Source organism: methane-oxidizing endosymbiont of Gigantopelta aegis (assembly GCF_016097405.1).
GTDB lineage: Bacteria > Pseudomonadota > Gammaproteobacteria > Methylococcales > Methylomonadaceae > Methylomarinum.
In genome coordinates this window covers 257,109-281,998 of the sequence record NZ_JAEHGD010000001.1, presented here as the reverse complement: position 1 = coordinate 281,998, position 24,890 = coordinate 257,109, and the positions used below count along the sequence as shown (strand labels likewise).

Sequence of the window (24,890 nt, the reverse complement as noted above, 5' to 3'; positions counted from 1 at the left end):
ATTGAACAAAATTAAAAGTAGGATTACCTCAGCCCAACCACGATAACTTTTATTGAAAAGACTGGGTTAATGAGAGACATCATCCTGCTTAATGACTTTAAGAAAGGTTAAGCACAGAATTTTTAAATCGAATACAAAAGACTGTCGATCAAGATATTCCACATCCAAGTCGACTTTCTGAGGAATAGGTAATTCATCGCGTCCATTCACCTGCGCCCAGCCGGTTAATCCAGGCACCAGCTTGTGCACACCTTTTTCAGTTCTGAGCTGAATTAAATCATCCTGATTAAATAAGGCCGGCCGAGGACCAACGAAACTCATATCGCCTTTCAGAATGCTCCATAATTGCGGTAATTCATCCAGGCTAGACTGTCGTAGAAATCGGCCTATTGGCGTTAACAGCTGATCTGGATTTTGTAGCAAATGTGTAGCGACTGCCGGCGCACCTGTCTTCATGCTGCGAAATTTGGGCATCTTAAAAATCTTATTATCTTTACCGACACGATCAGACCAATAAAGCACTGGCCCTTCTGATGTCAGTTTAACCGCCAGCGCCACTAAAACAATCACTGGCAATAACAGCACCGCTACCGCAGCGGCAAGCAACACATCAAAAAGTCTTTTCATCTATGAAGCGTTCTTTTCTGCATCTACGCGTTATCAATCGGCAACCGGTCTAAATACCATGCAACCGTTTTCCGTATCCCTGTTTCAAAGGTTTCAGCCGGCAGCCATTGAAACGCAGTGTTCATTTTTTCGGCATCGATAGCATAACGCCAATCGTGACCGGCACGGTCAGTGACAAAGCTGATCAGTCTATCATGCGGTGCACCTTGCGGCCTAAATTCATCCAGCAGATGGCAGATATGTTTTACGATATCAATATTAGCCCATTCGTTATGGCCACCGATGTTGAAGACACCACCGCGCTCGCCTTTTCGAATGACGGTATCAATACCGGAACAATGATCTTCAACATAGAGCCAGTCGCGGATATTGGAGCCATCACCATAAACCGGAATAGGCGTTTGATTCAAAGCATTTTTGATAATGGTTGGAATCAACTTTTCGGTATGCTGATAAGGCCCATAGTTATTAGAGCAATTCGTAGTTGTCACCGGCAACCCATAGGTATGGAAATAAGCCCGTACTAAATGATCCGAACCCGCTTTTGAGGCTGAATACGGCGAATTTGGCGCATAAGGCGTAGTTTCGGTAAAAGCCGGGTCATTTTTATCTAATGTTCCATACACTTCATCGGTAGAAATATGATGGAAGTGGCATTGGTTCTGATCCCAGCCCTGCGCTTGCTGCCAATAATTGCGTGCAGCTTCAAGCAAGGTAAATGTACCCATGACATTGGTATGTACAAAAACCCCCGGGCCACTGATAGAATTGTCAACATGGCTTTCGGCGGCAAAGTGCACAATGGTATCGACTTGGTGGTCGCGTAACACGTTATCGACTAATTCACGGTCGCAAATGTCGCCCTGCACAAAAATATGACGCGACTCGTCCGGCAAATTCTGCAGGTTATCTAATGAGCCGGCGTAGGTTAAGGCATCTAAATTGACTATTTTGACCGTGCTGCCGTGTTCCAGCATATAACGCACAAAATTGCAGCCGATAAATCCTGCACCACCGGTGACGAGCATGACTTTAGGTTGGTATTCTGTCATTGTTTCACGAGCTCCTTGATGACCTGCGCCAACGATTCGCGCCACGGTCTGATATTAAGTTTGAATGTTTGTTCTAATACCTGACAATCTAACACCGAATTTACCGGTCGTTTGGCGGGCGTTGGATAGTCTGCAGTTGTGATAGCACGTATATCTTTAAGCTTAAACACCATGCCTTCATCACTTGCCTGCTTAAACAATGCCTGAGCAAAACCATGCCAGCTAATAGGGTCGGGTTGCGCTAAGTGATAAATACCCCAATTTTTTATGGGCTGTTGAAGGATATGCAATGAAATTCGAGCAATTTCTGAAGCTGAAGTCGGTTTGCCAAACTGATCGGCAACAATACCTAACTCTTCACGTTCAGCGCCTAGTTTCAACATGGTTTTTACAAAATTACTGCCATGAACGGAAAATACCCAGCTGGTTCTAAAAATCAGGTACTTTTTGCAGCTATCAACAATGGCATGTTCACCCGCCAATTTACTTTCACCATAAACACCCAACGGCGCAGTTGTATCGGTTTCGGCATAGGCTGTTGTTTTCCGACCATCAAAAACGTAATCGGTGGAATAGTGTAGCAAAGGGATATCCATTTGCGAACAGACTTTAGCTAAGTTTTTAGGACCATCACGATTAACGGCAAATGCCAACGCCTTTTCGGTTTCGGCTTTATCGACAGCGGTATAAGCGGCGGCATTGACTACAGCATCAGGGTTGACCTGTTTAATCGTACTATTAACAGCCTCAAGGTCTGTAATATCTAGCGATTGATGATTGACACCGATGACATCCCAGTGCAATGCCTGAGCCTGCTGTATAAGCTCTTGACCTACCTGGCCCTGGCAACCTGTTACGATAATTTTCATATCTCGTAGTATGGGAGCTTGTGTTCAGGGATTGCATTTAAAACAGCATTATTTTGGTCTTTCTCTGATAAGGTTGCATGCGCCGTAGGCCATTCAATATTGATTTCAGGATCATTCCATAACACCCCCACTTCATCTTCAGGATGATAAAAATCCGTGCATTTGTAGGTAAAATCGGCCGTTTCGGATAACACACAAAAGCCGTGAGCAAAACCTGGCGGAACCCAGAATTGAAAATGGTTATCTTCTGTCAGCTCATAACCCACCCATTGCCCAAATGTTGGTGAACCCCGCCGAATATCAACAGCCACATCAAATACGGCACCAGTTACAACCTGAACCAGCTTGCCTTGCGGATGCTGGTGCTGATAATGCAAGCCGCGTAAAACATCTTTGCGGGAACGAGAATGATTGTCCTGAACGAACTCGACATCAGGAAAACCGGCCGCGATATAACGCGCTTTATTCCAGGTTTCAAGGAAAAAGCCACGGTGATCGCCAAATACATCTGGTTTGATCAAGAGGACATCGGGAATCGCGGTTTTGATAATCTCCATTTATTTCGCCTCATTTAAAAGATTTAACAAATATTGTCCGTAAGCATTTTTATTTAATGCTACCGCTAGGGAGTGCAATTGCGTGTCATCAATATATCCCAGATTCCAGGCTATTTCTTCGGGACAAGAAATTTTAAGGCCTTGGCGTTTTTCAAGAATTTCGACAAAATTGGCCGCTTCCAGTAATGATTCATGCGTTCCCGTGTCCAACCATGCCGTACCACGACCTAAGGTTTCTACGCGTAATTCACCGCGTTCCAGATAAATACGGTTAACATCAGTTATTTCAAGCTCACCGCGCGGCGAGGGCTTTAAATCGGCCGCAATATCAATGACCTGGTTATCGTAAAAATAAATACCCGTTACTGCATAATGTGATTTAGGTTGGGCCGGTTTTTCTTCGATGGATTTAGCCATACCATCGGCATCAAACTCAACCACACCATAACGCTCGGGGTCGTTAACATGATAGGCAAATACGGTCGCGCCTTCTTCATTCTCTGTCGCTGAACGCATTTGTTCGACCATACCTTTGCCGTAGAAAATATTATCGCCCAGAATCAGTGCACATGCGTCCTGGCCAACAAAGTCCTTACCGATAATAAATGCCTGTGCTAAACCTTCGGGGCGAGGTTGTTCTGCATAGGATAAATTAATACCCCATTGCGAACCATCGCCTAATACGTGCTTAAAATGCGGCAAATCTTGTGGTGTCGATATGAGTAAAATATCCCGGATACCTGCCAACATCAGCGTTGACAGCGGATAATATATCATCGGTTTATCATAAACAGGCATCAGTTGTTTGCTGATTGCCAAAGTCAATGGATGCAGCCTTGAGCCAGCGCCACCCGCCAATATGATACCTTTCATCGTTTTTACCTTTATGCTTTGCAAATAAGTTTGTGTTGAAGCCGTTCCGTATTTGGTGAATGAAGTACGCCTTTTTCGGTGATTAACGCTGTAATCAATTCGGCAGGTGTCACATCAAAAGCCGGGTTGCGGACATTTACGCCTGCCGCTGCCCACTGACAATCTCGAAAGCCTGTGACTTCATGTCCACTACGCTCTTCAATTAGAATAGCATCCCCTGTTGCAATCGAAAAATCAAGAGTAGAGAGCGGGCAGGCGACATAAAATGGAATAGCATGTTGTTTTGCCAGCACAGCGAGCATATAGGTGCCGATCTTGTTGGCGACATCGCCATTAGCGGCAACGCGATCCGCCCCGACGATCACGGCGTCGACCTCCCCGCTTTTCATCATAAAACCGGCCATATTGTCGGTGATCAGGGTCACCGGAATATTTTCCTGCACCATTTCCCAGGCTGTCAGTCGTGCGCCTTGCAAAAAGGGTCGGGTTTCATCGGCGATAACGGATATTTTTTTTCCGGCTTCAACCGCCGACCGAATAACTCCTAAAGCTGTACCATGCCCTGCTGTCGCTAATGCACCGGCATTGCAATGGGTTAGAATCCTGTCACCATTTTTTAACAACTCGGCACCATGCGCGCCGATAGCACGATTGATTTGAATATCTTCACTGAAAATAGCTTCAGCCTCCTCCAACAACCGTTGTGCGATAGTTTGAGTACTCTCTTGTTGCAGTGATCGCCAAACTGTTTTCATTCTGTCTAACGCCCAAAACAGGTTTACCGCAGTAGGGCGGCTTTCGGCCAACTGCTTAAATGCAGACTCCACCCCATACTTAAATGTTTGTTCATTTTCTGCTTGCAAACGCCTTGCCTCAAGCGCAATACCATAAGCTGCAGCAACGCCAATAGCCGGTGCGCCCCGAACAACCATATCGCGGATACCTGCGGCAACCTCTGCGGCTGAATCAAAACGGATCATTTTAAATTCGGCCGGCAAGATACGCTGATCGACCATTTCCAGATAATCATTTCGCCAGCGCAATGTTTCAACCTTCTGTAATGGAGCATTCATTGCGTCGTTAGTCTCCTTCAAATTCAGTCAGTGCAAATACCTGATAGCCCTGTTGCTCCAAACGTTGACGTCCACCAATATCGGGTAAATCAATCACAAAAGCGCATTCGACAATTTCACCACCCATCTTGCTGATTAACGTCACGGCCGCTTCTGCGGTCCCTCCTGTCGCCAGCAAATCATCGACAACCAGAACGCGATCACCTTCCTGAATAGCATCGGTGTGTATTTCAATACAATCTGAGCCATATTCCAGATCATATTCATGGGCGATAGTTTCGGCGGGCAACTTTCCTTTCTTCCGAATCGGGACAAAGCCGACGCCTAATAAATAGGCTAATGGCGTACCGACAATAAAGCCGCGCGACTCGATCCCGGCGACCTTATCAATTTTCTGGTCAGCATAGCGTTTGACCAGTTCATCAATCGTCATTCTTAGCCCAACCGGGTCTTTTAACAAGGTTGTAAAATCCCGAAACATAATACCTTGTTTCGGGTAATGCGGGACGGTACGAATAAGGGATTTTATAGGCATATTCTGTCTCTTTGCTTCCTTTTTAAACTATTTATAGAACACGGCCGGCAACGGCATCTAGTTTTTCCAGCAATACTGGATCTCTCGCTTCCGGTGCTGTAATCAACGCATGCTGTAAAGCCTGTTTACACGCGCATGATACCGCGGTGGGGTCATTCAATCGTGGTAACAAGCGGGCCAATAAATGGCGGGCATTGTTGGCATTGTGCTGTAAAATCTGGATAACCTGCTCAACAGTCACATCATCATGCTGCGGATGCCAGCAATCATAATCAGTGACCATAGCAATGGTGGCATAGCATATTTCCGCTTCACGCGCTAATTTCGCCTCCGGCATATTCGTCATACCAATCACATCACAGCCCCATTGCCGATAAAGCTCAGATTCTGCCAGACTGGAAAATTGAGGCCCCTCCATGACCAGATATGTTCCGCCTCGAACAAGTTTGATATCCATGTCAGAGGCGACATCTGTTATACGATCCCCCAAACGACGACAGACAGGATGCGCCATTGAAACATGGGCAACACAACCGGAGGTAAAAAATGACTTTTCCCGCGCAAAGGTACGATCAATAAATTGATCGACAACGACAAACGTTCCGGGCGATAAATCCTCCTGTAACGATCCAACCGCACTCACAGAAATGATATCGCTGACACCCGCACGTTTTAAGGCATCAATATTGGCACGGTAGTTTATTTCAGAGGGCGATAGTCTATGCCCTCTGCCATGACGCGGTAAAAAGACCAGTTGTTGGCCGTCCAATTCACCAAACAATAATTCATCAGAGGGCTCGCCAAATGGTGACTCGACTTTTTCCCAACGGGTATGATGCAATCCTTCAATATCATACAAACCACTTCCACCAATTATGCCAATAACCGAAGCGTTATTTTTATTTGTCATTTTTTATCTCGTTCAAAATATGCTAGGTTCAAACTTATTTATGCTGTGATTATACAGAAAGCCGTATCATAAAATTGAAAAAACCGGACAACAAACCCGGCTTAAATAACTGATTTACGCGGCGGCTCTTTAATTTCATTCCGTTTACCATTACCGAGAAAGAAAAAGCCATCTCTGGCCTCTATTTCTTATCGACACAGAGAACCACAGAGCGCACAGAGGTATCGTTTGTATCACTTAATACCCTTGAGTGGTCTGGATTCATGCTGTTATCAACGACTCTGTTGAAATATCTGTTGTTCATCCATGCTACACGGTTTCATTCTCTGTGTTCTCAGTGGTCTGAAGTGTCTATATGGGTTCTTACGCGAAGCTTGGGGATGTAAGGTGTTGAGTTTTATCGCAAAAACGCCTTTACCTGTTCACAAAATTCATCTGGCGCTTGTACATGCAGCCAATGTGCAGCATTGGGCAGGTATTTGATGATGGCATTGGGGAAATATCGGTAGACATCATTTTCTCGAATATAATCAGATTCTGCGCCGCCTAGAAATAAGGCCGGTTCTGTGTATGGCTTTTCGCTTTTAGGGGCTGGAAAACTAACAATGTTATCGGCATTGCGTTGAAAAATATCCAGATCGACCCGCCACTGATATTCGCCATGTTGTAAGACTAAATTTTGTAACAAAAATTGACGATAGCTTTCATCGTGTAGGGTTTGGCTTAGATAAAAGTCGGCTTGTTTACGATTTTTGATCTGATGCAACGGAATGGCTTTTAAAGCCTCAATGGTGTTGTCAAAACTGTGTTGATAGGCGGTTGGGGAAATATCGGCGACAACTAATTTATCTATTCGTTCAGGGTGGTGCAAGGCTAGCCACATGGCAACCTTTCCGCCCATGCTGTGTCCTAGAAAATGGGCTTTGGGGAGCCCCTGTTGCTGCAAAAAATCGACCATATCCTGTGCCATCGTTGGATAGTCCATAGGTTCTGCATGAGGCGATGTACCGTGATTGCGTTGATCGGGCACAAAAATATGATACTCGGTTTGGAGTTGGCGAGCGATGGCTCGCCAGTTTCGGGATGAGGCGAAAAAGCCGTGCAGAATAATCAAGGCAGGTTTTCCAGCCTCACCATATTCATCGTAATGTAAGGTCAGTGGCGTTGTCATGGCATTTAAATAAAGCTGAAGGCTGCACCGAGCAATCCGCCGAATACGCCGCCCCAGACAACTAACCAACCGAGGTGTTCACGAATGATGGTTTGTACCATTTCTTTGACTTGTTGTGGGGTTAATTCATTCAGGCGCTTGTCGATGACCGACTCGATTCTGAGGGTAATATCCTGGGATATTTTTTCGGCATTTAAACTGTGTTGTAAGGCTTTGTGAAAGCGTTCCGATTCAACCATTTCGGTCAAAATGGTCTGTGTTTTTTCTTTAAAGGGTTCTTTTAACGGTTCAAGCGCTTCAACACCGCCCATCATTTGCAGCATGGCGCCGAATGAGGATTCCATGATGGCGCTGACCAATCCGTCATAAATCTTGTCGTAATCTACGGCATTGAGCAAGGGGTCGAGATTCAGGACATGACTGCCCTGCTGCTCTTCTTTTTCGATAAACTGTTCAATATTGTCGGCGGTAAAGAACTGTTTCATCATCAATTCTTTGATGGAATATTTAAATTCTTCAAAGCGATTAGGAATGACGCCGGAACCATAGAGCAAGGGAACTTTTTCAAATAGCATATAAACCGCCAGCCAGTTGGTGATAGCTCCCGACAAGGCAAAAAAGCCGACCGATTTTAATAATTCGGTTTGATAAGGACTGTAATAGGCGGCGACAATGATGCCAAGCGCGATAAGATTGGTAATCAGGCTTTTATTAAACCTTATGTTCATCGTTTGCGTTGTCCTCCCGTTTTAGGGTTTAACATCCAAAGCCTCTACGCGCTGAAATCCACGCGGTAAGTGCAAGCCACGTTTTGCGCGGCTGGAGGCATAATGCTCGATATCGACTTGTTTCAGGGTTAAATGACGTTTTCCCGATAAAATCACTAATTCCTGTCCAGGGCTGAATACTTGAATATCGATAACACGATCATTACCGGCTTTTAAGTCTGCCGGTGGAATCTGGATGAGTTTGTTACCTTTGCCTTTTTTCAGGGCTGGTAATTCGGCGACAGGAAAAATTAACAAACGCCCTTGTTGTGTTACGACAGCCAGTAAATCGTCGTCAACGGCGCTGATTTTAGCTGGCTTGAGTATGGTGGCGCCTTCCGGCAGGGTCAACACGGCTTTACCGGCTTTGTTTTTGGTTTGCAGGTCTTTCAGTTGTAATCTGAAGCCATAGCCGTGATCGCTGGCCATGATGTAGCTGTCTTCATCATCGCCGGCCAAAAGGTAGCTAAACAAGGCTCCTGCCGGCGGTTTGAATCGACCGGTCAAAGGCTCGCCCTGACTGCGTGCCGAGGGCAGATCATGAGCTGTGGTCATGTACACCCGACCGGTTGAATCTAATACATAGACAGGTTGTGTGGTGCGGCCATAGGCACAATCGAGAAAGCCATCACCGGCCCGATAGTTCAGGCTTTTGGCATCAAAATCGTGGCCTTTGGCGGCGCGAATCCAACCTTTTTGCGACAAAATAATGGTAATTGGCTCATTTGAGATCAGTGCGGTGGTATCTAGTGCATGAGCGGCCGAACGCTCGACGATGGGTGAGCGCCGGTCATCACCATATTTTTCTGCATCACATTCGATTTCTTTGCGAATCAGCCGATTCAGCAAACGCGGCGATGCCAGTGTTTTTTCCAATGCTTTGCGTTCCTGCTCCAATTCATTTTGTTCACCACGGATTTTCATTTCTTCAAGCTTAGCCAGATGACGCAGCTTTAATTCCAGAATTGCTTCGGCTTGAAGATCAGTAATGCCGAAGCGGCTCATCAATACTGGTTTAGGCTCATCTTCGGTGCGAATAATATGAATGACTTCGTCAATATTTAAAAAGGCGATTAACAAACCTTCCAGAATATGCAGGCGTGCAAGCACTTTATCCAACCGATGTTGCAGGCGTCGGCGCACGGTTTCGGTTCGAAATTCCAGCCATTCGGTCAGAATCTGGCGCAGCGGTTTGACTTGAGGTTTGCCATTTAAGCCAATCATGTTCAGATTGACGCGGTAATTTTTTTCCAGATCGGTGGTGGCGAACAGATGAGACATGACAGCTTCAGTATCCACGCGACGCGATTTGGGAATAATCACCAGCCGGGTCGGATTTTCATGATCGGATTCATCGCGCAAATCTTCAATCATCGGCAGTTTTTTAGCCAGCATTTGTGCTGCAATCTGTTCCATCAATTTGGCGCCGGAGACGTGATGCGGCAAGGCGGTGATGATGATATTATGGTCTTCTTTCTCGTATTTTGCTCGCATTTTGATCGAGCCATTGCCGGTCTGGTAGATTTTTTCGATATCGGCCTGAGGACTGATGATTTCAGCTTCGGTTGGATAATCCGGGCCTTTAATCGCCATCATCAGCTTTTCCAGCGGGGTTTCCGGATCATCTAGCAGTTGTATGCAGGCGGCCGCTACTTCACGCAGATTATGCGGAGGAATATCGGTAGCCATACCCACTGCAATGCCCATTGTTCCATTTAATAAGACATTGGGCAGGCGGGCGGGTAATAATTTCGGCTCTTTCAGGGTACCGTCAAAATTATCTCCCCATTCCACCGTACCCTGCCCTAATTCACTAAGCAGCGTTTGGGCATAGGGCGTCAGCCGTGATTCGGTATAACGCATGGCGGCAAAGGACTTCGGGTCATCGCTTGAACCCCAGTTGCCCTGGCCATCGATAAGTGGATAACGATAAGAAAATGGCTGGGCCATAATCACCATGGCTTCATAGCAGGCCGAATCGCCATGCGGATGATATTTACCCAGTACATCACCGACCGTACGCGCGGATTTTTTGTATTTTGCCAGCGCGGTCAGGCCCAGTTCTGACATGGCATAGACGATACGCCGTTGCACGGGTTTAAGGCCATCGCCAATATGCGGTAAGGCGCGGTCGAGAATAACGTACATGGAATAATCCAGATACGCCTTTTCGGTAAAATCCTTTAGTGGCAGTTTTTCAAAGTTTTCCTGTAAGCCCATGATGCTGTCTTTGTGACCTGTGGATTGGAAAAAAGCCGCTTATGCGGACGGTATGTTGACTTGCTTGATGCTGTTTTCGTTGATTTCGATTTGGCGTGCCTTGTATAAGCGACCGATGGCTTGTTTGAATATTTTTTTACTGACGCCGAATTGCCGGTAAATCGTTTCAGGTGCGCTTTTGTCATTGAGCGGCAGGTGCCCGCCTTGTTGTTGCAATGCCTGCATGATGGCATCAGAGACCTGATCGACCTTATCGGCAAATTTAGCGCGATCAAGAATCAGATCGATACGCTTATCCGGGCGAATTTGTTTGATATAACCTCGACATTGCTGGCCGATTTTTAAAGGCTGGAAGGTTTCGTTTTTGTACAACAAACCCCAGAATTTATGATTGACCACGGCTTTGTAACCTAACTCGGTCTGCCCTGCGATCATTAAATCGACCTCATCGCCTTGTTTTAGATAAACTGCCTCATCCAGAATAAAATCATCCAGCATGGTTGAGGCCGCTATGCGGTTGTCTTCGTCCAGAAACAGGCGCACCAGATAGGACCGCCCCACTTGCATTTTTTGTTTTTGTTCACTAAACGGTACAAATAAATCTTTTGGCAGCCCCCAGTCCAGAAAGGCGCCGACCTTACCGGTCGCCACCACTGGCAAAAAAGCCACCTCACCCACTTGCGCCTTTGGTTTTTTTAGCGTGGCGAGTAAACCACCCTGGCCATCGGTGTAAATAAACACGTCGAGCGTATCACCTTCCTGTTTATCGGCGACAGCCGGGTCTTGCAGCATCAGCTCCTGTTCTGCTGTACCCTCTAGCCAAACGCTATCATCGCGTTTTCTGACGATTTTGAGGCTGTTAAAGCGTCCTATTTTCAACATATCAACCCGGTGGCCATGTCATTTGGCGGCCACCCAACAAATGCAGGTGGATATGGTAAACCTCTTGTCCACCCTGTTTATTGCAATTGAATACGGTGCGATAACCGTCTTCTGCAAGATTTTCCAGGTGAGCGATTTTACTTGCCGTTAATAACAAAGTCCCGGCTAGTTCGGCATCATCCAAATCATTCAATGTCGCAATATGGCGTTTCGGGATAATCAGGATATGTACCGGTGCTTGCGGATTGATATCCCGAAACGCCAACACGGTGTCATCTTCATAGACGATATCGGGCTTGATTTCCCCGTTCGCCATTTTACAAAATAGACAGTCTGTCATAGTAAATCCTCATGTTTTTAAACTGCTTGTCGCCCCTTAAATGCATGCATCAGGGTGCTGCTGTCGATATATTCCAACTCGCCCCCCATCGGCACGCCATGCGCAATACGGGTCGCCTTGATGTTATATTTTTGACTCATTTCAGCGATTAAATGTGCGGTTGCCTCGCTTTCGACCGTGGCGTTCGTGGCCAGAATAACTTCTTTTAATTCAGCAGTGGCGAGTTTTTGTTCCAGTGTATCAAAACCTAATTCATCTGGGCCGATGCCGTCAATCGGCGATAGATGGCCATGCAGAACAAAATAACGGCCTTTAAACGCAGTAGACTGTTCGATCACCCAGACATCGGCCGGGCTTTCGACCACGCATAGTACAGAGTCGTCCCTTCCCGGATGCTGACAGAGCTCACAGCAGGTTTGTTCAGTCAAGGTGCGGCAGCTTTCGCAATGCCGGATTTTAGTCATGGCTTGCTGCAACACCTGACTTAAATGCTGGCCACCACTGCGGTCATGTTGTAGCAGATGAAACGCCATGCGCTGGGCCGATTTGGGACCGACGCCAGGCAAGCAAGTCAAGCTACGGATCAGTTGTTTAACCAGTCCTGTTTCTGACATTTAAAATGGCATCTGGAAACCAGGAGGTAACGGGATACCGGCCGTCACTTCGGCCATCTTTTCTTTTTTGGTTTTATTGACTTTTCTAACCGCATCGTTGACAGCGGCGGCGACTAAATCTTCCAACATATCTTTATCGTCTGTGACCAGAGAATCGTCGATGCTGACTTTTCTGACTTCGCGTTTTCCTGTCATGACAATTTTGACCAGACCACCACCGGATTCGCCGGTAATTTCCATATTTTCCAGCTCTTCCTGAGCTTTTTTCATGTCTTCCTGCATTTTTTGGGCTTGTTGCATGATATTGCCCAGTGCATTTTTCATAATCTTCTCCTGCTATTTAATCGGTTTAATGCTATCGGTTACCACACGGGCATTGAATTCTTCTTTTAATGCGTTGACATTGTCATCATTATTGATGGCTTCGACGGCCGCTTGTTGCTCAGCTTGCTGCTGTAGCTGTGCCTTTTTTGCCGGTGTCATTTTATCCGTTTTTTCAATGCCGATTTTTAATTTAAGCGGCCTATTGTAATAGGTTTGCAGCGCTTTCAGCAGTTTCTCTTCACTTTTTCCACCCAACAGGTTTTTATGCGAAGGTTCGATGCTTAAATAGCAATATTGTTCATCGACGCCGTCAAACGTACAATTATTGGCCAGCTCCCGCGTCATACCACGCAGATTCATCGCATCAATCATCGCCTGCCAGTCATTTTCCGGTTGCACTGCAGGTGATGCATGCGCTGTTTGGGCCGGAGGCGGTGTCTGCGGTTCTTTTGCGGCCGGAATGGTCGCTTTCGGTGTGACATTTTTTGCCACTGTCGTTTGTTTATTGTGTGATGGCGGAGTCGATACCGGCGTCGATGTGCTAGAGGCCGGTTTGAAGGCCAGCATGCGCAGCAGAATCATTTCAAAGCCGGTGCGCGGGTCAGGCGCTAAATCCAGTTCTTTTTGTCCCATCACACCAATTTGATAAAACAATTGGACATCTTCTGGCGACATTTGTTCAGCCATCTGTTGAATGAATGCGGGATCGAATTCATATTCGGTACGCGCCGGAATTTGCTGCGTCAGGGCAATCCGGTGCAGCATCCTCAGCAGTTGTTGCAAACTATCGGCAAAATCCGGCGTTAAATCGGCCATTTCAGCGACTTTATTGAGTACCGCCAAACCATCATTCGCGGCCAGAGCTTCCAATAAGGCATTCAAGGACTGTTCAGAAACTGTTCCTAGCATTTGCAAAACAGTTTGATAGTGCACAGCACCATTGCCATAGGCGATGGCTTGGTCTAATATGCTCAAACCATCACGCATGCTGCCATCAGCCACACGCGCTAAAAGAGCTAGGGCATTATTTTCAAATTCAATGCCTTCCTGTTGCAGAATAAACGCCATTTGTTTTTCAATCTGCTCAGGATAAAGACGTTTGAGGTTAAATTGCAGACAACGCGATAAAATCGTGACCGGAATCTTTTGCGGGTCGGTGGTCGCCAGCAAAAACTTGACGTGTTCGGGTGGCTCTTCCAGGGTTTTCAGCAGCGCATTGAAGCTGTGCCCCGACAACATATGCACTTCATCGATCAAATACACTTTATAGCGTCCCTGATTGGGCGCGTACTGCACGTTATCGAGCAAATCCCGGGTATCTTCGACCTTGGTGCGTGAGGCAGCATCAACCTCGATTAAATCCATAAACCGGCCTTGATCGAAAGCCTGGCAAACGGCGCATTGGCCGCAAGGATTGAAGTCAGTCAGATTTTCACAGTTGATGGCTTTGGCCAGAATCCGGGCGATAGTTGTTTTGCCGACGCCGCGAGTGCCTGTAAATAAATAGGCATGATGCAGCCTGTCATGTTGCAGGGCATGAATCAGCGATTGGCTGACGTGTTGCTGGCCTACAATTTCTGAGAACGTCCGGGGGCGCCATTTTCTGGCTAGAGCCTGATAAGCCATAGAGACTCGAAGAGTATGGAATATGGGTGGTTGCCATACCAGCCACATCCCGGCACACGAATCCGCTGCTACCGTTGCTCCCTTCCGGGCCTGGCGGGGTTTACAGCGTATCGTTGCGAGAGGACCGATACGGCAACCATAATGTTTCAGGGCGAGCCTGAAAGAGCGCGTATTATGCGGCAATCCGACTAAATAGGCAATAGCTTATTGCCGTTTTTTTTCAGGGTAAAAAAACCTGCCATTGCATGCCCCCTAAATCTTCAGACTTAGCGGCAACCAATTTACCATTCAGCAATCCCAACAATTCATTCACCACCGCCATGCCAATGCCGTGCCCTGCCGTGTTTTCATCGGCACGCATACCTCGCTGTAGAATATGCTGGATTTTATTGGCAGCAATGCCAGGGCCATCATCTTCGATAATCAGAACGATGGAATAATCACTATCGTTTAGTGTTTTCAGCGAAACATTGACCTGGTGCCGACACCATTTAGCAGCATTGTCCAACAGATTGCCAATGATTTCGTATAAATCACCTTCCTCACAATACACAGGACAGGTTTCTGGTAAGTTAGATGAAAAATCGATCACTTTGTCATGATAGACTTTTTCCAGTGAACCGATAATTTTTTGCGTGACCTTAACCAGATCCGTACGCCCGGTTATTTTCTTTTGGCCTTTTGCCGCAGCTTTTTGCAGTTGATATTCCACAATGTCGTTCATGCGGCTGATTTGCATCTGGATGATTTTAGGCTCCATGGCATCTTTATTAACGCTGCCTTGTAAAATCGCCAACGGCGTTTTCAGGCTATGCGCTAAATCTGCCAATGTGTTGCGATAGCGTTCCATATGCGCTCTTTCACTCTGAATCAGACCATTCAAGCTGTTGACCAGCCCTTCAAGCTCCGATGGATAGCTGCCATCAAGCCGTGGCTTTACACCTTTTTCGATCAATTTCAGATCGTGTCCAATCCGGTTTAACGGCTTCAGCCCCCAGCGTAATAATACGATTTGAATCAATAACAATAAAAAAACGGCCGCCGATAACCAGCGCATTAAAATCATGCGGAAATGCACCACTTGCTGATCAACAATCGGCGCATCTTCGGCAACGGTAAAAATATAGGCGCGTTGAAACTTATCCTGACTTTCCCACAAAACGGCATAATGTAAAACATAGAATTTGGGGGTTTTCTGAAATACAAACTTACCTTGTGGTAAATTTTCAGGCATCGGAAAATCAATACCTACGGCGGAAGGCGAGCGCCACACCAGTGATTCGTCCGATAAATGAATCATGGCATAAAGCCCTGAAGCCGGATGATTGAAACGCGGTTCGCGGAGTAATTCCGGCATAGTCAGACGTAAGGCTTTGTCCATTTCAGCCACTGACAATAAAGCATAAATCTGAATACGCAGCTTTTCTTTCAGGGCTTGTTCGACACTGCGTTCGAAGGCTTGCTCTAGCACAAAACCGACGATGACGAAAAATATAACCAGAACTAGCCCCGCCGTGATGACCAGTCTAAACCTGAGTGAATTAAATTTCACGGTTACAACATCACATCGTCCGGTAATGGAATACGGTATCCTCGTCCGCGCAAGGTTTCTATCGGTTTGGTAATGCCTTCCGGGTCGAGTTTTTTACGCAAGCGACCGATAAAGACCTCGATAACATTGCTGTCCCGATCAAAATCTTCATTATAGATATGTTCGGTCAATACCGATTTTGAAACGACTTCGCCCTGATGGAACATTAAATATTCCAACACCTTGTATTCAAAGGCCGTCAGTTCGATTTTGTTATCATCAACCGTAACCTCTTGAGACAGCGTATCTAGCTTGATATTGGCAAAATTCAAAACCGGATGTGCATTCCCTTGGGCACGGCGCAACAGTGCATTGATACGCGCCATGAGTTCTTCGTAGTGAAACGGTTTGACCAAATAATCATCAGCACCCGCTTCAAGGCCTTCCACTTTGTCTTGCCAGCGATTTCGTGCCGTCAACAACAAAACCGGTAATGCATTATTTTGTTGACGGAGTTGTTTAATCAATTCAATTCCTGAAAAATCAGGCAAACCAATATCGATAATCGCAATATCAACCGGGTATTCATTGGCTAGATAAACGCCTTCTTTGCCCGTCCCGGCCGCATCGACCGCAAAGCCTTTCGTTGCAAAAAAATCACACAGTTGCTGACGTAAAATCTGTTCATCCTCGACCACTAGAATTCGCATGTCATTCAACCACTTTACCGCTTGCAACATTGATTTTGAGATATTGAATGATGCCTTCAGCGGTTAATATCTTAATTACATAAAACTTTTGATCGTCCACGGTTTCAACTTTGGTGGCAAGTACCTTGCCTGTCTTTTCTGCGTTGATTCGCTTGACTGCCTCATCCAAACTTACATTCGCAGGCATTTCCAGCGCGCTGAGCGCTGGCACAAAAAAACAACCTGAAATAAATAAAACAGTAGGGGCTGTTGTTTATCGCTTGCGAGTAGGTTGTCCCTGGAGAGATTTACCCACGGCTTTTGGTAATTGGAATGCGGTATATAAACGATTCAATGACTGGTCTCGTAAAGAAAAACTGATGGGTATTTTTAACGCCTTGGTTGTTGATCCAGACCTGGAATGGGAATTTATTGATGGGAGTATTGTGAAAGCACATCAGCATAGTAGTGGTGCGGCCTGTGAACAAGAAACAGCGATAGGGAAATCTGTCGCCGGGAACACCAGTAAAATTCATATGGCCGTTGATGCCTGTGGTCTTCCTATTCATTTCTCAGTGACAGGCGGCGAAGTTCATGACTGTAAAGAAGCACCGAAATTAGTTGCAGAGCTCCCAAAAGGTGACTATATAGTTGCTGACAGAGGCTATGACAGTGAAGCATTACGTCTTCAAATTAAAGACAAAGGGGCTGTTCCTGTTATCCCAAGAAAAAAGAATTCAACTCGGGGAAATGATGAAATGGATTGGTGTCTCTAGCCAAAGCCGCCAATGCAATAGCCGGCGCAGTATTACGCCCAGCCGGCTCAAGAATAATTGAAGCGGGCTGAATACCGATTTCCCGAAGTTGTTCTGCCATCATAAATCGATGATCTTCATTACAAACTGCCAGGACGGGTTGCAAACTTTCCAGTCCTTGCAAACGTAAGACAGTTTCCTGCACCATGGTTTTATCCGAAGCCAGCGGCAGAAACTGTTTAGGATGCTGACTGCGCGACAACGGCCACAGCCGGGTTCCTGAACCGCCTGACAAAATAACAGGAATCATACTCTCTCCTTTAACAAAATTGGCAATACTTTAGATGTTAGTCTACGATAAGGGTTTTAGCAAAATCATTTTACCGCAATGCAAATTGATGTTTTTAATGGTGATGCCGATGGCATCTGCGCCTTGATTCAACTGCGCCTATCACAGCCTGCCGAGTCCAAACTCATCACCGGTGTCAAGCGTGATATTCAGTTACTTCAGCGCGTCACGGCAACAGCTGGAGACAAGGTGACTGTACTGATATTTCACTGGCTAAAAATAAAGACGATTTATGCCGCCTCTTAAGTGCCGGTGCAGAAATTTTATATGTCGATCATCATCAGGCCGGTGAGATACCTGAACATTCAAACCTAACCGCGCTTATCGATACCAGCCCCAAAGTCTGCACCAGTTTGCTGGTCAACCAGTATTTACAGCAGCCCTATCCAGAATGGGCCATCGTGGCGGCATACGGCGACAATTTGGATCACAGCGCAGAGCAGCTTGCCGATACGCTGATGTTATCCACAGAGCAGCGGGAAAGGCTGAAACAACTTGGGATTTATATCAATTACAATGGCTATGGCGCCAGCATCGAAGACTTGCATATTCATCCAGCCGAATTATTCAACATCCTGATTCAATTCAAATCACCTTTTGATATCATTCAGCAGCGCGGTGATTTATTTCGCCAATTACAAGAGGCTTATCAATCCGATATGGAACAGGCCGCAGCATTACAGCCTTTAGAAGCGGATGAAAAAACTGCCGTCTATCTATTACCCGATGCCTCCTGGGCCAGGCGTATTAGCGGCGTGTTTGGCAATCAGCTGGCAAATCAGGCACCAGACAGGGCCCATGCCATTATCACACGCACACCTGCGGGCAATTTTCAAATCAGCGTCAGAGCACCTTTAAACTTGAAAACCGGCGCCGATGAACTCTGCGCGCGCTTTCCAGGTGGTGGTGGCAGAAAAGCTGCCGCCGGCATTAACCAGCTGCCAGAGTCGCAACTAGAGCAATTTATTTCTACCTTTAAACAACATTATTCCTGATACCACAATGACCCAAAAAGTAGCAATACCGTATGGCACCATGCCACCATTGATCGTGCCGCACGCGAAAAACGTCAAGGCCATAAAAGCGCCGTATTATGGTTTACTGGCTTGTCCGGATCCGGCAAATCCACGCTCGCGCATGCAGTGGAAGAGCGTCTGTACAACATGAATGTCTCAACTTTTGTCCTTGATGGCGACAATGTCCGTCATGGTTTATGCAGCGACTTAGGCTTTACCGATGCCGACCGGGTTGAAAATATCCGCCGCATTGCGGAAATAGCCAAGCTGTTCTCGGAAGCGGGCATCGTTACCTTGACCGCGTTTATTTCGCCTTTTAGAAAAGACCGACAAGCCGCCCGAAAACTGATGCCGCATGGTGATTTTCTTGAAATCTACTGCGAATGTCCGTTGGATATCTGCGAAAAACGTGATGTAAAGGGGCTGTATAAAAAGCCCGAGCTGGTGAAATTCCTTTTTTCACGGGGATCGACTCACCTTACGAAGCCCCTGAGAAACCGGGTTAATCGTCAATACCGGTCGTCATTCACTGGCAGAGTGTGTCGACCAAGTGATTCAATTGATGCTGGCACGCGGCCTGATATCAGCGCCAACAGCGCAACAGTAGCAGAGGGAAGCGCCATAACATGCCGAAAAAGAGTTGTGCATGCTTGGCGGAAATCAGGACATTGTCTTTCAGCATATTGAAGTGCGAAACGCCATCGAGAGGATAACGCACGGGCGTGGGCAGGTTGATGACGCCCACGCCCTGCCAATACAATCTGACCACGATTTCGATATCAAAATCCATCCGCTGTCCTAAACGGGCCGATTGCAACAGCCGCTCAACAGCGGCCAATGGATAGCAGCGAAAGCCACACATCCCATCAGCAATGACATTCGATAAAGTATTGATATGAATCCAGATGTTAGTTATTTGACGGCCATACAATCTTTTCTTCGGCACCTCAGAGCCAAAAACTGGCTGGCCAAGAATCAACTGGTTCTGATGGCTTTCGCTGACGCTCAAAAAGCGGGGAATATCGGCAATATTATGCTGGCCATCGGCGTCAATCTGAATGGCATGACTGAAGCCTTGCCCGATAGCATGGTTTAAGCCATCAATGACCGCAGCCCCTTTGCCACCATTTTGCGGCCTATGAATCAAGCTCACCCAGGCATAGCGCTGTGCCAGCTGTTCCAGCACTGCCCGGCTGTCGGCTGAACTGCCGTCATTGACGACGATACACGGCAAAACAAACGGTTCCAGCTGTTCAAGCACCTGTTGAATCGCTTGTGGATGGTTATAAAACGGAATCACAATACAGGTTTTCATGTTATTGCATCATAAACCATTCGCCCCGAACCAAAAGCGTCGCTCGCATTCTCAATATCAAAACATAACTTGCCGGTTTCGGCTTTCCAACTCAATGAGAGGGTCACAATAGTGTCAGGAACAATGATTTTTTTGAACTTAACCGCTTCCAACCTGGAAAAACCACGCTGAATTGAAAAAACAAATGCCCATAATAATCGGCCCATGCCAGCTGGGTCACACCTGGCAAAATAGGCTGCTGCGGGAAATGACCATCGAAATACTGTAATGCCGCTTGAATCCTGATTTGCAATTTGACCGAATCCGATGCAAAAACAATCTGCTGAATCAGCGGATAGCGTAACCTATCTTGATTGAGCAACGTTCTTAACAAGGTCGTATCCATTTTCCCCTGCGGGGTTTCCGGCAGGCGGTTTACAAACAACCATTTTCGCGGCAATAAAACCGTTTCAAAATGATGACATAAATGCTCTCTGATGCGCTTAATCAAGCCCCGCCGCTCAAGCCGCTGCAATTGCTCTGCCCCATGCGGACTGAGTACGATAACCGCCGCCAGTCGCTCACGCTTGCCAGGCAGCACCATCAATTTGCTCGCTTCGACTTCCGCCATCTGCTGCAAAACCTGTGTCATTTCTGCCAATGACAGGCGTTTTTCTTCTATTTTGACAATTTCATCCAAACGCCCTAGAAGTTTAAAGCGGGTATTGCCCTGCCATTCGATGACATCATCTAGTGTCACTGCTGCGTTTATCCACGGTGAACGGCAAACGACCGTCTGTTCTACTTGGGTCAGTTGAACTTGCGGCAAGGGCTGCCACAAAGCATCCTCACATTGCTGACGCCAGGCAATGCCTCCGGTTTCAGAACTGCCATAAACCTCGATAACCGATTGTCCGCTATATTGATGAATTTTCTTTGCCACATCTGCTGCCAGCGCCCCACCCGAACTAAAAATTGCTGCGGTAGCTTCAATTGCATGCCAGGGGCTTTGTGCATCCAGCCGCTTCAATTGCGCCGGGCTTGCAATCCAGCAGCATGTTTGGCCGGCGACGGCTTTGAACAAGGCTTCAGGGCTTAAATACAGACTGCTGTGAAAACACCGTCCTGTCATCAGCGGCCATAGCAGCTTGAACAACAAACCATAAATGTGCTGATGACTGACCGTTGCGGCAATAGCCGCGTGCTTTATCTTATCGCCCCAACACTGTTCCAATACATTGATTTCCGCTTCCAGCTGGGCCACCGTTTTAACGATGGCTTTAGGCTGTCCGGTCGAACCCGAAGTGTAAATGACCAGTTGTCCTTGCCCCAAAATACACGCATTCCATTCAGGCGCTGCATTGATCAACAGCGGCGCCTCGCCATACCGCTCCCATTCGCCGATTAAACGACAGCCCTGCCGAAGTAAATTTTCGGCTGTAGCGGGACGATTATTGCCGGGAATCCAAACTTTTTAGCGGCCAAGAGCAGTGCAAATAAATCGACGGCAAACGGATAGGTCGCTTCATAATACAGCGCAAAGTCGGAACTCGTTTGCTGCTGATACCAGCTTTGCCGATTTTTTATATCGCGGATAAACTGGGCCCGTCGTCTCCATTGCCCCTCATGGAAACTGACTCGCTGGTCACCAGTGTCTTGTCTGAAAAAATCGGAAAGCGAATTAACGGACATGTGCCTGTGTTTTTAAACGAATCCGATATTCTATCGCCATTAGCACCCCCATCAGCACATAGCTAATGATGCCATTGTACAGTGTCCACAGTTCAAAACTGCCCCAGACAGCGGTTATCAGTGCCAGTACGCCGTTAAATAAAAAGAACAGACACCATGCCTTGGTAACGTTACGGGTATAACGCACCCCTTCTTCAGGTAAATCAGGATGTTGCAAACGTGCAAAACGTTCGATAACCGTCGGCGGGAAGCGCAGGCTAGTCGCAAACCAAAGCAATAAGCCGAGATTTATCAATACTGGATAAAAACGCAAGGCAATCGCGCTATTCTGCCAAGCCGCATACAGACACAACGCAATCGCCAACAAGCCCAGCCAATAGTCCGCCGCCTGTTTTTCCCGACGCAGCATCAGCCGTATAAGTAACAACACAAACAACCCTGACGCAACTTGCCAGACTGCAACTGTTTGCACGGCGTAATAAACGATAATGGGATATAACAGCGTCAGTGTCAGCACCAATGCATTGACAGCTTTTTTCAAAGGTTTTTCCCGGTCTGTCAATCGCTGTTCATTACGTTAAAAACAGACTCAACCACATCCTCAACAGTTCTGGCGTTTTTGAAATCTTCCGGCTTAACCGCTTTTCCGGTAACCTCTTTCAGTTTTACAATCATATCGACAGCATCGATGCTGTCGAAATCAAGGTCTTCGTAGAGCCGCGATGCCAGTGTGACGTCGGCCGGCTCAATTTCAAACATTTCCTGCATAATGGACCGAATCATCTCCAGAATTTCGTCTTTGTCTGTCATCATTTCCGCTCCGATTCGATAAATGTCGCTAAGGATGAAACCGAAGAAAATATCTTCACCACATCATCTTTTTCCTGATCAATACGGACACCGTATTTTTTCCGGATGGCCAGCCCTAATTCCAGAGCATCGATAGAATCGAGACCGAGTCCCTCGTTGAACAAAGGCTCATCATCGTCGATGTCTTCGACACGCAAATCTTCAAGATCCAAAGCATTGATGATTAATTGTTTCAGTTCATGTTTCAGTGTGCTCATGCAACTCCCGTTGTTGAGTGAAATAATCTTGTAAATGCCGCGTCAATCGCCTTACCGCGACACTGTCCGGCGTGATGTTGCGAAAATTGTCCAGCACAATATCATTTCCCACCGACATTCCCAAATGAAATTTTTGCGCTGGAATCTGGTACCACTTATCCTGCTTAGACAAGGTCGGTGGGTGGCAACGCAATGTGACCGGAGTCAAGACAGTATTGGCCTTCAATGCGATACGCGCCGCCCCGCGTTGGAATTTATACGGCTTTCCATCCACACTGCGAGTGCCTTCAGGAAAGATAATGACAATGCCACCCGCTTGCAAGCATTCGACACAGGCTTGAATCATCTTTTCCGAATCGCCATTGCTGATGTAACCGGCATTGACAATCGGTCCACGCATAAAAGGATTATGCCACAGGCTGTCTTTGACGATACAGCAGGCATACGGAATGCGACTAATTAAAAAACAATATCGATCAGTGTGGGATGATTGGCGACAATCAGTTGACCGGGTCTGTTCAGCTTATCGAGTCCATCGATATGATAATCCATGATACCGAGGTGCCGCATCAACGCTATAAAGAAATAAAAATTACAATGTACACAATACTGGGCACGCCTGTTTTTTGTTGTCGCGTGCCCGGAATCAGCGCCAATAGAGGGAAAAACACCAGCCATAAAAAAAACCACCGGCCCCAAAAACCGTAAAGCTCAAGCCGGTTGCAAACAAGCGCCAAAAATAATTCAATCGTTTACGCATCGATCTGCCAGCACCAACCTTTATAAGCTGTTCGCAGCAATAGCCCCTGTTCGGGATTATTTAAGAAATTAACCAAGCATGGTAATTGTAACGGCTGCTCGCCATCCTCTCCGGATTGAGCACACTGGGAAAAATGCAACTTCAATCCCTTCCCATCCATGCTTAAACATAAAGCCAGTGCCATTTCATCGGCCGACAATCGAAACGGTTCTGCTGGATAAAAAGGCACTAATGGCTCATCATAAAACACCAGCAACACACGAGTGTAACCTTCCTGCAGCAATCCTAACGCCTCAATGAAACCGGGCGCAATGCCTTCCATTCCCGGCGCAATCACCGAGCATTGCTGTTGATTGTTGAAAGCCATCGAGAATAGGCCGGCAATGGCGTTATGCACCGACAAACTGAAATGGGTCGGCGAAATTTCCTCCCCGGCTTCGATTTGCCGCATCATATTAAATGATTTGGCCAGCTCGCCGTGTGTGGAACTGAACACCAGCGGCATATCGTATGTTTCCAGCGCACATTGATCAATCGCTGTAAATACCGTCCGTGCTAATGGCGTGAGCCGCCGTTTCAATAATCGCGGCAGTTTTGCCAACATTTTTTAGTGGCGTCATCAACGTTACGGGGTGCCCCTTCACAGACACCCCAATTTTCGACAACACAGCTCAGTGCCATCTTCTTTATGCCACAGCCACTGTAAATTTATTAAGGCAAGTCAAGAACTTCATCGACTTTTTCATAATCGACACCCACACTGATGATGAAGCTGGTGGCCTGCTCAATGTTCATGGCTGATTTTCGAACTTTGGATTCATGCACGATCACGGTGAATCCCGATGTTGGATTAGGCGATGTCGGCACAAATAAAATATAGCGATCCTCTTTTTTTTTATTGGTGACATAGGCCGGCACCCACAAACCTTCTTTCGGATATTCGATATAAACGACTTCACGGGCTTTTTGTGTTTCATGGCCGGAAAACATGTTGACCACTTTTTTGTCACCCGGTAAATCGTATTCAATAACGGGATTCGGTGGATAATCGCATCAATCGCCGCAATAATGGATGACCGCCCCATACTGACACGATAGCCGACATAGGCAAACAAAGCAAAACTCAGAAAAACAAGGAAAGGGTAATCATAAGATTGTCAGAATAGCCATAAACCGACGTAAACAAGTCAGTCAGACGATCTTTTACAAACCAGACAATCTGTAAAATGACGACAATGGGAATGAATGCTAAAACACCAATCAAGAAGTAATTTAAGATTTTTTTCATGTTTTCCTA

Annotated in this window: 28 protein-coding genes, 1 other RNA gene and 6 pseudogenes; 3 read left to right on the top strand and 32 right to left on the bottom strand. The window is 46.7% G+C overall.

Features of this window, described 5'->3' with window-relative positions; all coding sequences use genetic code 11:
* Positions 1-66 precede the first annotated feature (66 nt).
* From JEU20_RS01420 to JEU20_RS15735, 20 genes are all read right to left on the bottom strand, one after another.
* Complete coding sequence (locus tag JEU20_RS01420) at positions 67-627, bottom strand: sugar transferase (protein WP_198243307.1); 561 nt, start codon at positions 625-627, stop codon at positions 67-69.
* Between the two features lie 23 nt (positions 628-650).
* Complete coding sequence (gene rfbB, locus JEU20_RS01415) at positions 651-1,679, bottom strand: dTDP-glucose 4,6-dehydratase (protein ID WP_198243305.1); 1,029 nt, start codon at positions 1,677-1,679, stop codon at positions 651-653.
* Positions 1,676-2,548: a dTDP-4-dehydrorhamnose reductase gene (gene rfbD / locus JEU20_RS01410; RefSeq protein ID WP_198243303.1), complete on the bottom strand. Its 873-nt coding sequence runs from the start codon at positions 2,546-2,548 to the stop codon at positions 1,676-1,678. Before rfbD ends, rfbB begins: the two co-directional genes overlap by 4 nt.
* Positions 2,545-3,105 (bottom strand): dTDP-4-dehydrorhamnose 3,5-epimerase, encoded by a 561-nt coding sequence (gene rfbC, locus JEU20_RS01405; protein ID WP_198243301.1) that lies wholly within the window; start codon positions 3,103-3,105, stop codon positions 2,545-2,547. Before rfbC ends, rfbD begins: the two co-directional genes overlap by 4 nt.
* A complete protein-coding gene (gene rfbA, locus JEU20_RS01400) occupies positions 3,106-3,978 on the bottom strand; it encodes a glucose-1-phosphate thymidylyltransferase RfbA (protein WP_198243299.1) in 873 nt (290 codons plus the stop codon).
* A gap of 11 nt (positions 3,979-3,989) precedes the next feature.
* The gene (gene mtnA / locus JEU20_RS01395; protein ID WP_198243297.1) at positions 3,990-5,051 is read right to left on the bottom strand and encodes an S-methyl-5-thioribose-1-phosphate isomerase; all 1,062 of its coding nucleotides are present in this window, start codon (positions 5,049-5,051) and stop codon (positions 3,990-3,992) included.
* A 7-nt stretch (positions 5,052-5,058) separates the two neighbouring features.
* Complete coding sequence (locus JEU20_RS01390; RefSeq protein ID WP_198243295.1) at positions 5,059-5,586, bottom strand: adenine phosphoribosyltransferase; 528 nt, start codon at positions 5,584-5,586, stop codon at positions 5,059-5,061.
* 31 nt (positions 5,587-5,617) lie between these two features.
* Positions 5,618-6,496 carry an S-methyl-5'-thioadenosine phosphorylase gene (locus JEU20_RS01385; protein WP_198243293.1) on the bottom strand — a complete coding sequence of 293 codons (879 nt, stop codon included), beginning with the start codon at positions 6,494-6,496 and terminating at the stop codon, positions 5,618-5,620.
* A 397-nt stretch (positions 6,497-6,893) separates the two neighbouring features.
* Positions 6,894-7,667 carry an alpha/beta fold hydrolase gene (locus tag JEU20_RS01380; protein ID WP_198243291.1) on the bottom strand — a complete coding sequence of 258 codons (774 nt, stop codon included), beginning with the start codon at positions 7,665-7,667 and terminating at the stop codon, positions 6,894-6,896.
* Positions 7,668-7,672: 5 nt separating this feature from the next.
* Positions 7,673-8,395, bottom strand: coding sequence for a DUF445 family protein (locus JEU20_RS01375; protein ID WP_198243289.1), 723 nt, complete (start codon positions 8,393-8,395; stop codon positions 7,673-7,675).
* A gap of 21 nt (positions 8,396-8,416) precedes the next feature.
* On the bottom strand, positions 8,417-10,654 hold the full coding sequence (gene parC / locus JEU20_RS01370) for a DNA topoisomerase IV subunit A (RefSeq protein WP_198243287.1): 2,238 nt from the start codon (positions 10,652-10,654) through the stop codon (positions 8,417-8,419).
* Positions 10,655-10,693: 39 nt separating this feature from the next.
* The gene (locus JEU20_RS01365; protein WP_198243285.1) at positions 10,694-11,536 is read right to left on the bottom strand and encodes a CvfB family protein; all 843 of its coding nucleotides are present in this window, start codon (positions 11,534-11,536) and stop codon (positions 10,694-10,696) included.
* 1 nt (position 11,537) lies between these two features.
* Positions 11,538-11,876, bottom strand: coding sequence for a histidine triad nucleotide-binding protein (locus tag JEU20_RS01360; protein WP_198243283.1), 339 nt, complete (start codon positions 11,874-11,876; stop codon positions 11,538-11,540).
* A 17-nt stretch (positions 11,877-11,893) separates the two neighbouring features.
* A complete protein-coding gene (gene recR, locus JEU20_RS01355) occupies positions 11,894-12,490 on the bottom strand; it encodes a recombination mediator RecR (RefSeq protein WP_198243281.1) in 597 nt (198 codons plus the stop codon).
* Positions 12,491-12,814 (bottom strand): YbaB/EbfC family nucleoid-associated protein, encoded by a 324-nt coding sequence (locus JEU20_RS01350; protein WP_198243279.1) that lies wholly within the window; start codon positions 12,812-12,814, stop codon positions 12,491-12,493.
* 12 nt (positions 12,815-12,826) lie between these two features.
* Positions 12,827-14,440 (bottom strand): DNA polymerase III subunit gamma/tau, encoded by a 1,614-nt coding sequence (dnaX, locus tag JEU20_RS01345; RefSeq protein WP_198243277.1) that lies wholly within the window; start codon positions 14,438-14,440, stop codon positions 12,827-12,829.
* Between the two features lie 33 nt (positions 14,441-14,473).
* An RNA gene (ffs, locus tag JEU20_RS01340) (signal recognition particle sRNA small type) lies at positions 14,474-14,570 on the bottom strand.
* Between the two features lie 90 nt (positions 14,571-14,660).
* A complete protein-coding gene (locus JEU20_RS01335) occupies positions 14,661-15,992 on the bottom strand; it encodes an ATP-binding protein (RefSeq protein WP_198243275.1) in 1,332 nt (443 codons plus the stop codon).
* A 2-nt stretch (positions 15,993-15,994) separates the two neighbouring features.
* On the bottom strand, positions 15,995-16,681 hold the full coding sequence (locus JEU20_RS01330) for a response regulator transcription factor (RefSeq protein ID WP_198245768.1): 687 nt from the start codon (positions 16,679-16,681) through the stop codon (positions 15,995-15,997).
* 1 nt (position 16,682) lies between these two features.
* The gene (locus JEU20_RS15735) at positions 16,683-16,868 is read right to left on the bottom strand and encodes a PepSY domain-containing protein (protein WP_425356667.1); all 186 of its coding nucleotides are present in this window, start codon (positions 16,866-16,868) and stop codon (positions 16,683-16,685) included.
* A 10-nt stretch (positions 16,869-16,878) separates the two neighbouring features.
* Here JEU20_RS15735 and JEU20_RS01325 point away from each other — a divergent pair.
* Positions 16,879-17,433 (top strand): annotated as a pseudogene (locus JEU20_RS01325) (IS5 family transposase); the annotation flags it as partial.
* A gap of 1 nt (position 17,434) precedes the next feature.
* Here the strand turns inward: JEU20_RS01325 and JEU20_RS01320 are convergent.
* Positions 17,435-17,725: pseudogene (locus JEU20_RS01320) on the bottom strand (sugar phosphate nucleotidyltransferase); the annotation flags it as partial.
* A gap of 78 nt (positions 17,726-17,803) precedes the next feature.
* On the opposite strand from JEU20_RS01320, the pseudogene JEU20_RS01315 reads away from it, so the two are divergent.
* Both JEU20_RS01315 and cysC read left to right on the top strand, forming a co-directional pair.
* Positions 17,804-18,759: pseudogene (locus tag JEU20_RS01315) on the top strand (DHHA1 domain-containing protein).
* Between the two features lie 48 nt (positions 18,760-18,807).
* Positions 18,808-19,387, top strand: a pseudogene (cysC, locus tag JEU20_RS01310) (adenylyl-sulfate kinase).
* Here cysC and JEU20_RS01305 read toward each other — a convergent pair.
* From JEU20_RS01305 to JEU20_RS15540, 11 genes and pseudogenes are all read right to left on the bottom strand, one after another.
* Complete coding sequence (locus JEU20_RS01305) at positions 19,364-20,095, bottom strand: glycosyltransferase family 2 protein (protein ID WP_198243271.1); 732 nt, start codon at positions 20,093-20,095, stop codon at positions 19,364-19,366. The pseudogene cysC and the gene JEU20_RS01305 sit on opposite strands and share 24 nt — an antisense overlap.
* Positions 20,092-21,407 (bottom strand): annotated as a pseudogene (locus tag JEU20_RS01300) (ApeI family dehydratase). The gene JEU20_RS01305 and the pseudogene JEU20_RS01300 overlap by 4 nt, the downstream one beginning before the upstream one ends.
* 71 nt (positions 21,408-21,478) lie before the next feature.
* Positions 21,479-21,766, bottom strand: coding sequence for a hypothetical protein (locus JEU20_RS01295; RefSeq protein WP_198243267.1), 288 nt, complete (start codon positions 21,764-21,766; stop codon positions 21,479-21,481).
* A complete protein-coding gene (locus tag JEU20_RS01290) occupies positions 21,756-22,307 on the bottom strand; it encodes a COG4648 family protein (RefSeq protein ID WP_198243265.1) in 552 nt (183 codons plus the stop codon). Before JEU20_RS01290 ends, JEU20_RS01295 begins: the two co-directional genes overlap by 11 nt.
* Positions 22,308-22,324: 17 nt before the next feature.
* The gene (locus JEU20_RS01285) at positions 22,325-22,576 is read right to left on the bottom strand and encodes an acyl carrier protein (RefSeq protein ID WP_198243263.1); all 252 of its coding nucleotides are present in this window, start codon (positions 22,574-22,576) and stop codon (positions 22,325-22,327) included.
* Positions 22,576-22,833, bottom strand: coding sequence for a phosphopantetheine-binding protein (locus tag JEU20_RS01280; protein WP_198243261.1), 258 nt, complete (start codon positions 22,831-22,833; stop codon positions 22,576-22,578). Before JEU20_RS01280 ends, JEU20_RS01285 begins: the two co-directional genes overlap by 1 nt.
* A complete protein-coding gene (locus JEU20_RS14870; RefSeq protein ID WP_342590494.1) occupies positions 22,814-23,251 on the bottom strand; it encodes a lysophospholipid acyltransferase family protein in 438 nt (145 codons plus the stop codon). Before JEU20_RS14870 ends, JEU20_RS01280 begins: the two co-directional genes overlap by 20 nt.
* A gap of 41 nt (positions 23,252-23,292) precedes the next feature.
* On the bottom strand, positions 23,293-23,511 hold the full coding sequence (locus tag JEU20_RS14865; protein ID WP_245395049.1) for a hypothetical protein: 219 nt from the start codon (positions 23,509-23,511) through the stop codon (positions 23,293-23,295).
* Positions 23,512-23,585: 74 nt separating this feature from the next.
* Positions 23,586-24,197 carry a beta-ketoacyl synthase chain length factor gene (locus JEU20_RS01270; protein WP_198243259.1) on the bottom strand — a complete coding sequence of 204 codons (612 nt, stop codon included), beginning with the start codon at positions 24,195-24,197 and terminating at the stop codon, positions 23,586-23,588.
* Between the two features lie 107 nt (positions 24,198-24,304).
* Positions 24,305-24,678 (bottom strand): annotated as a pseudogene (locus JEU20_RS15545) (DUF502 domain-containing protein).
* A 38-nt stretch (positions 24,679-24,716) separates the two neighbouring features.
* Entirely contained in the window at positions 24,717-24,881 is a 165-nt protein-coding gene (locus JEU20_RS15540; protein WP_342590435.1) for a DUF502 domain-containing protein, read from the bottom strand.
* Between the last annotated feature and the right edge of the window lie 9 nt (positions 24,882-24,890).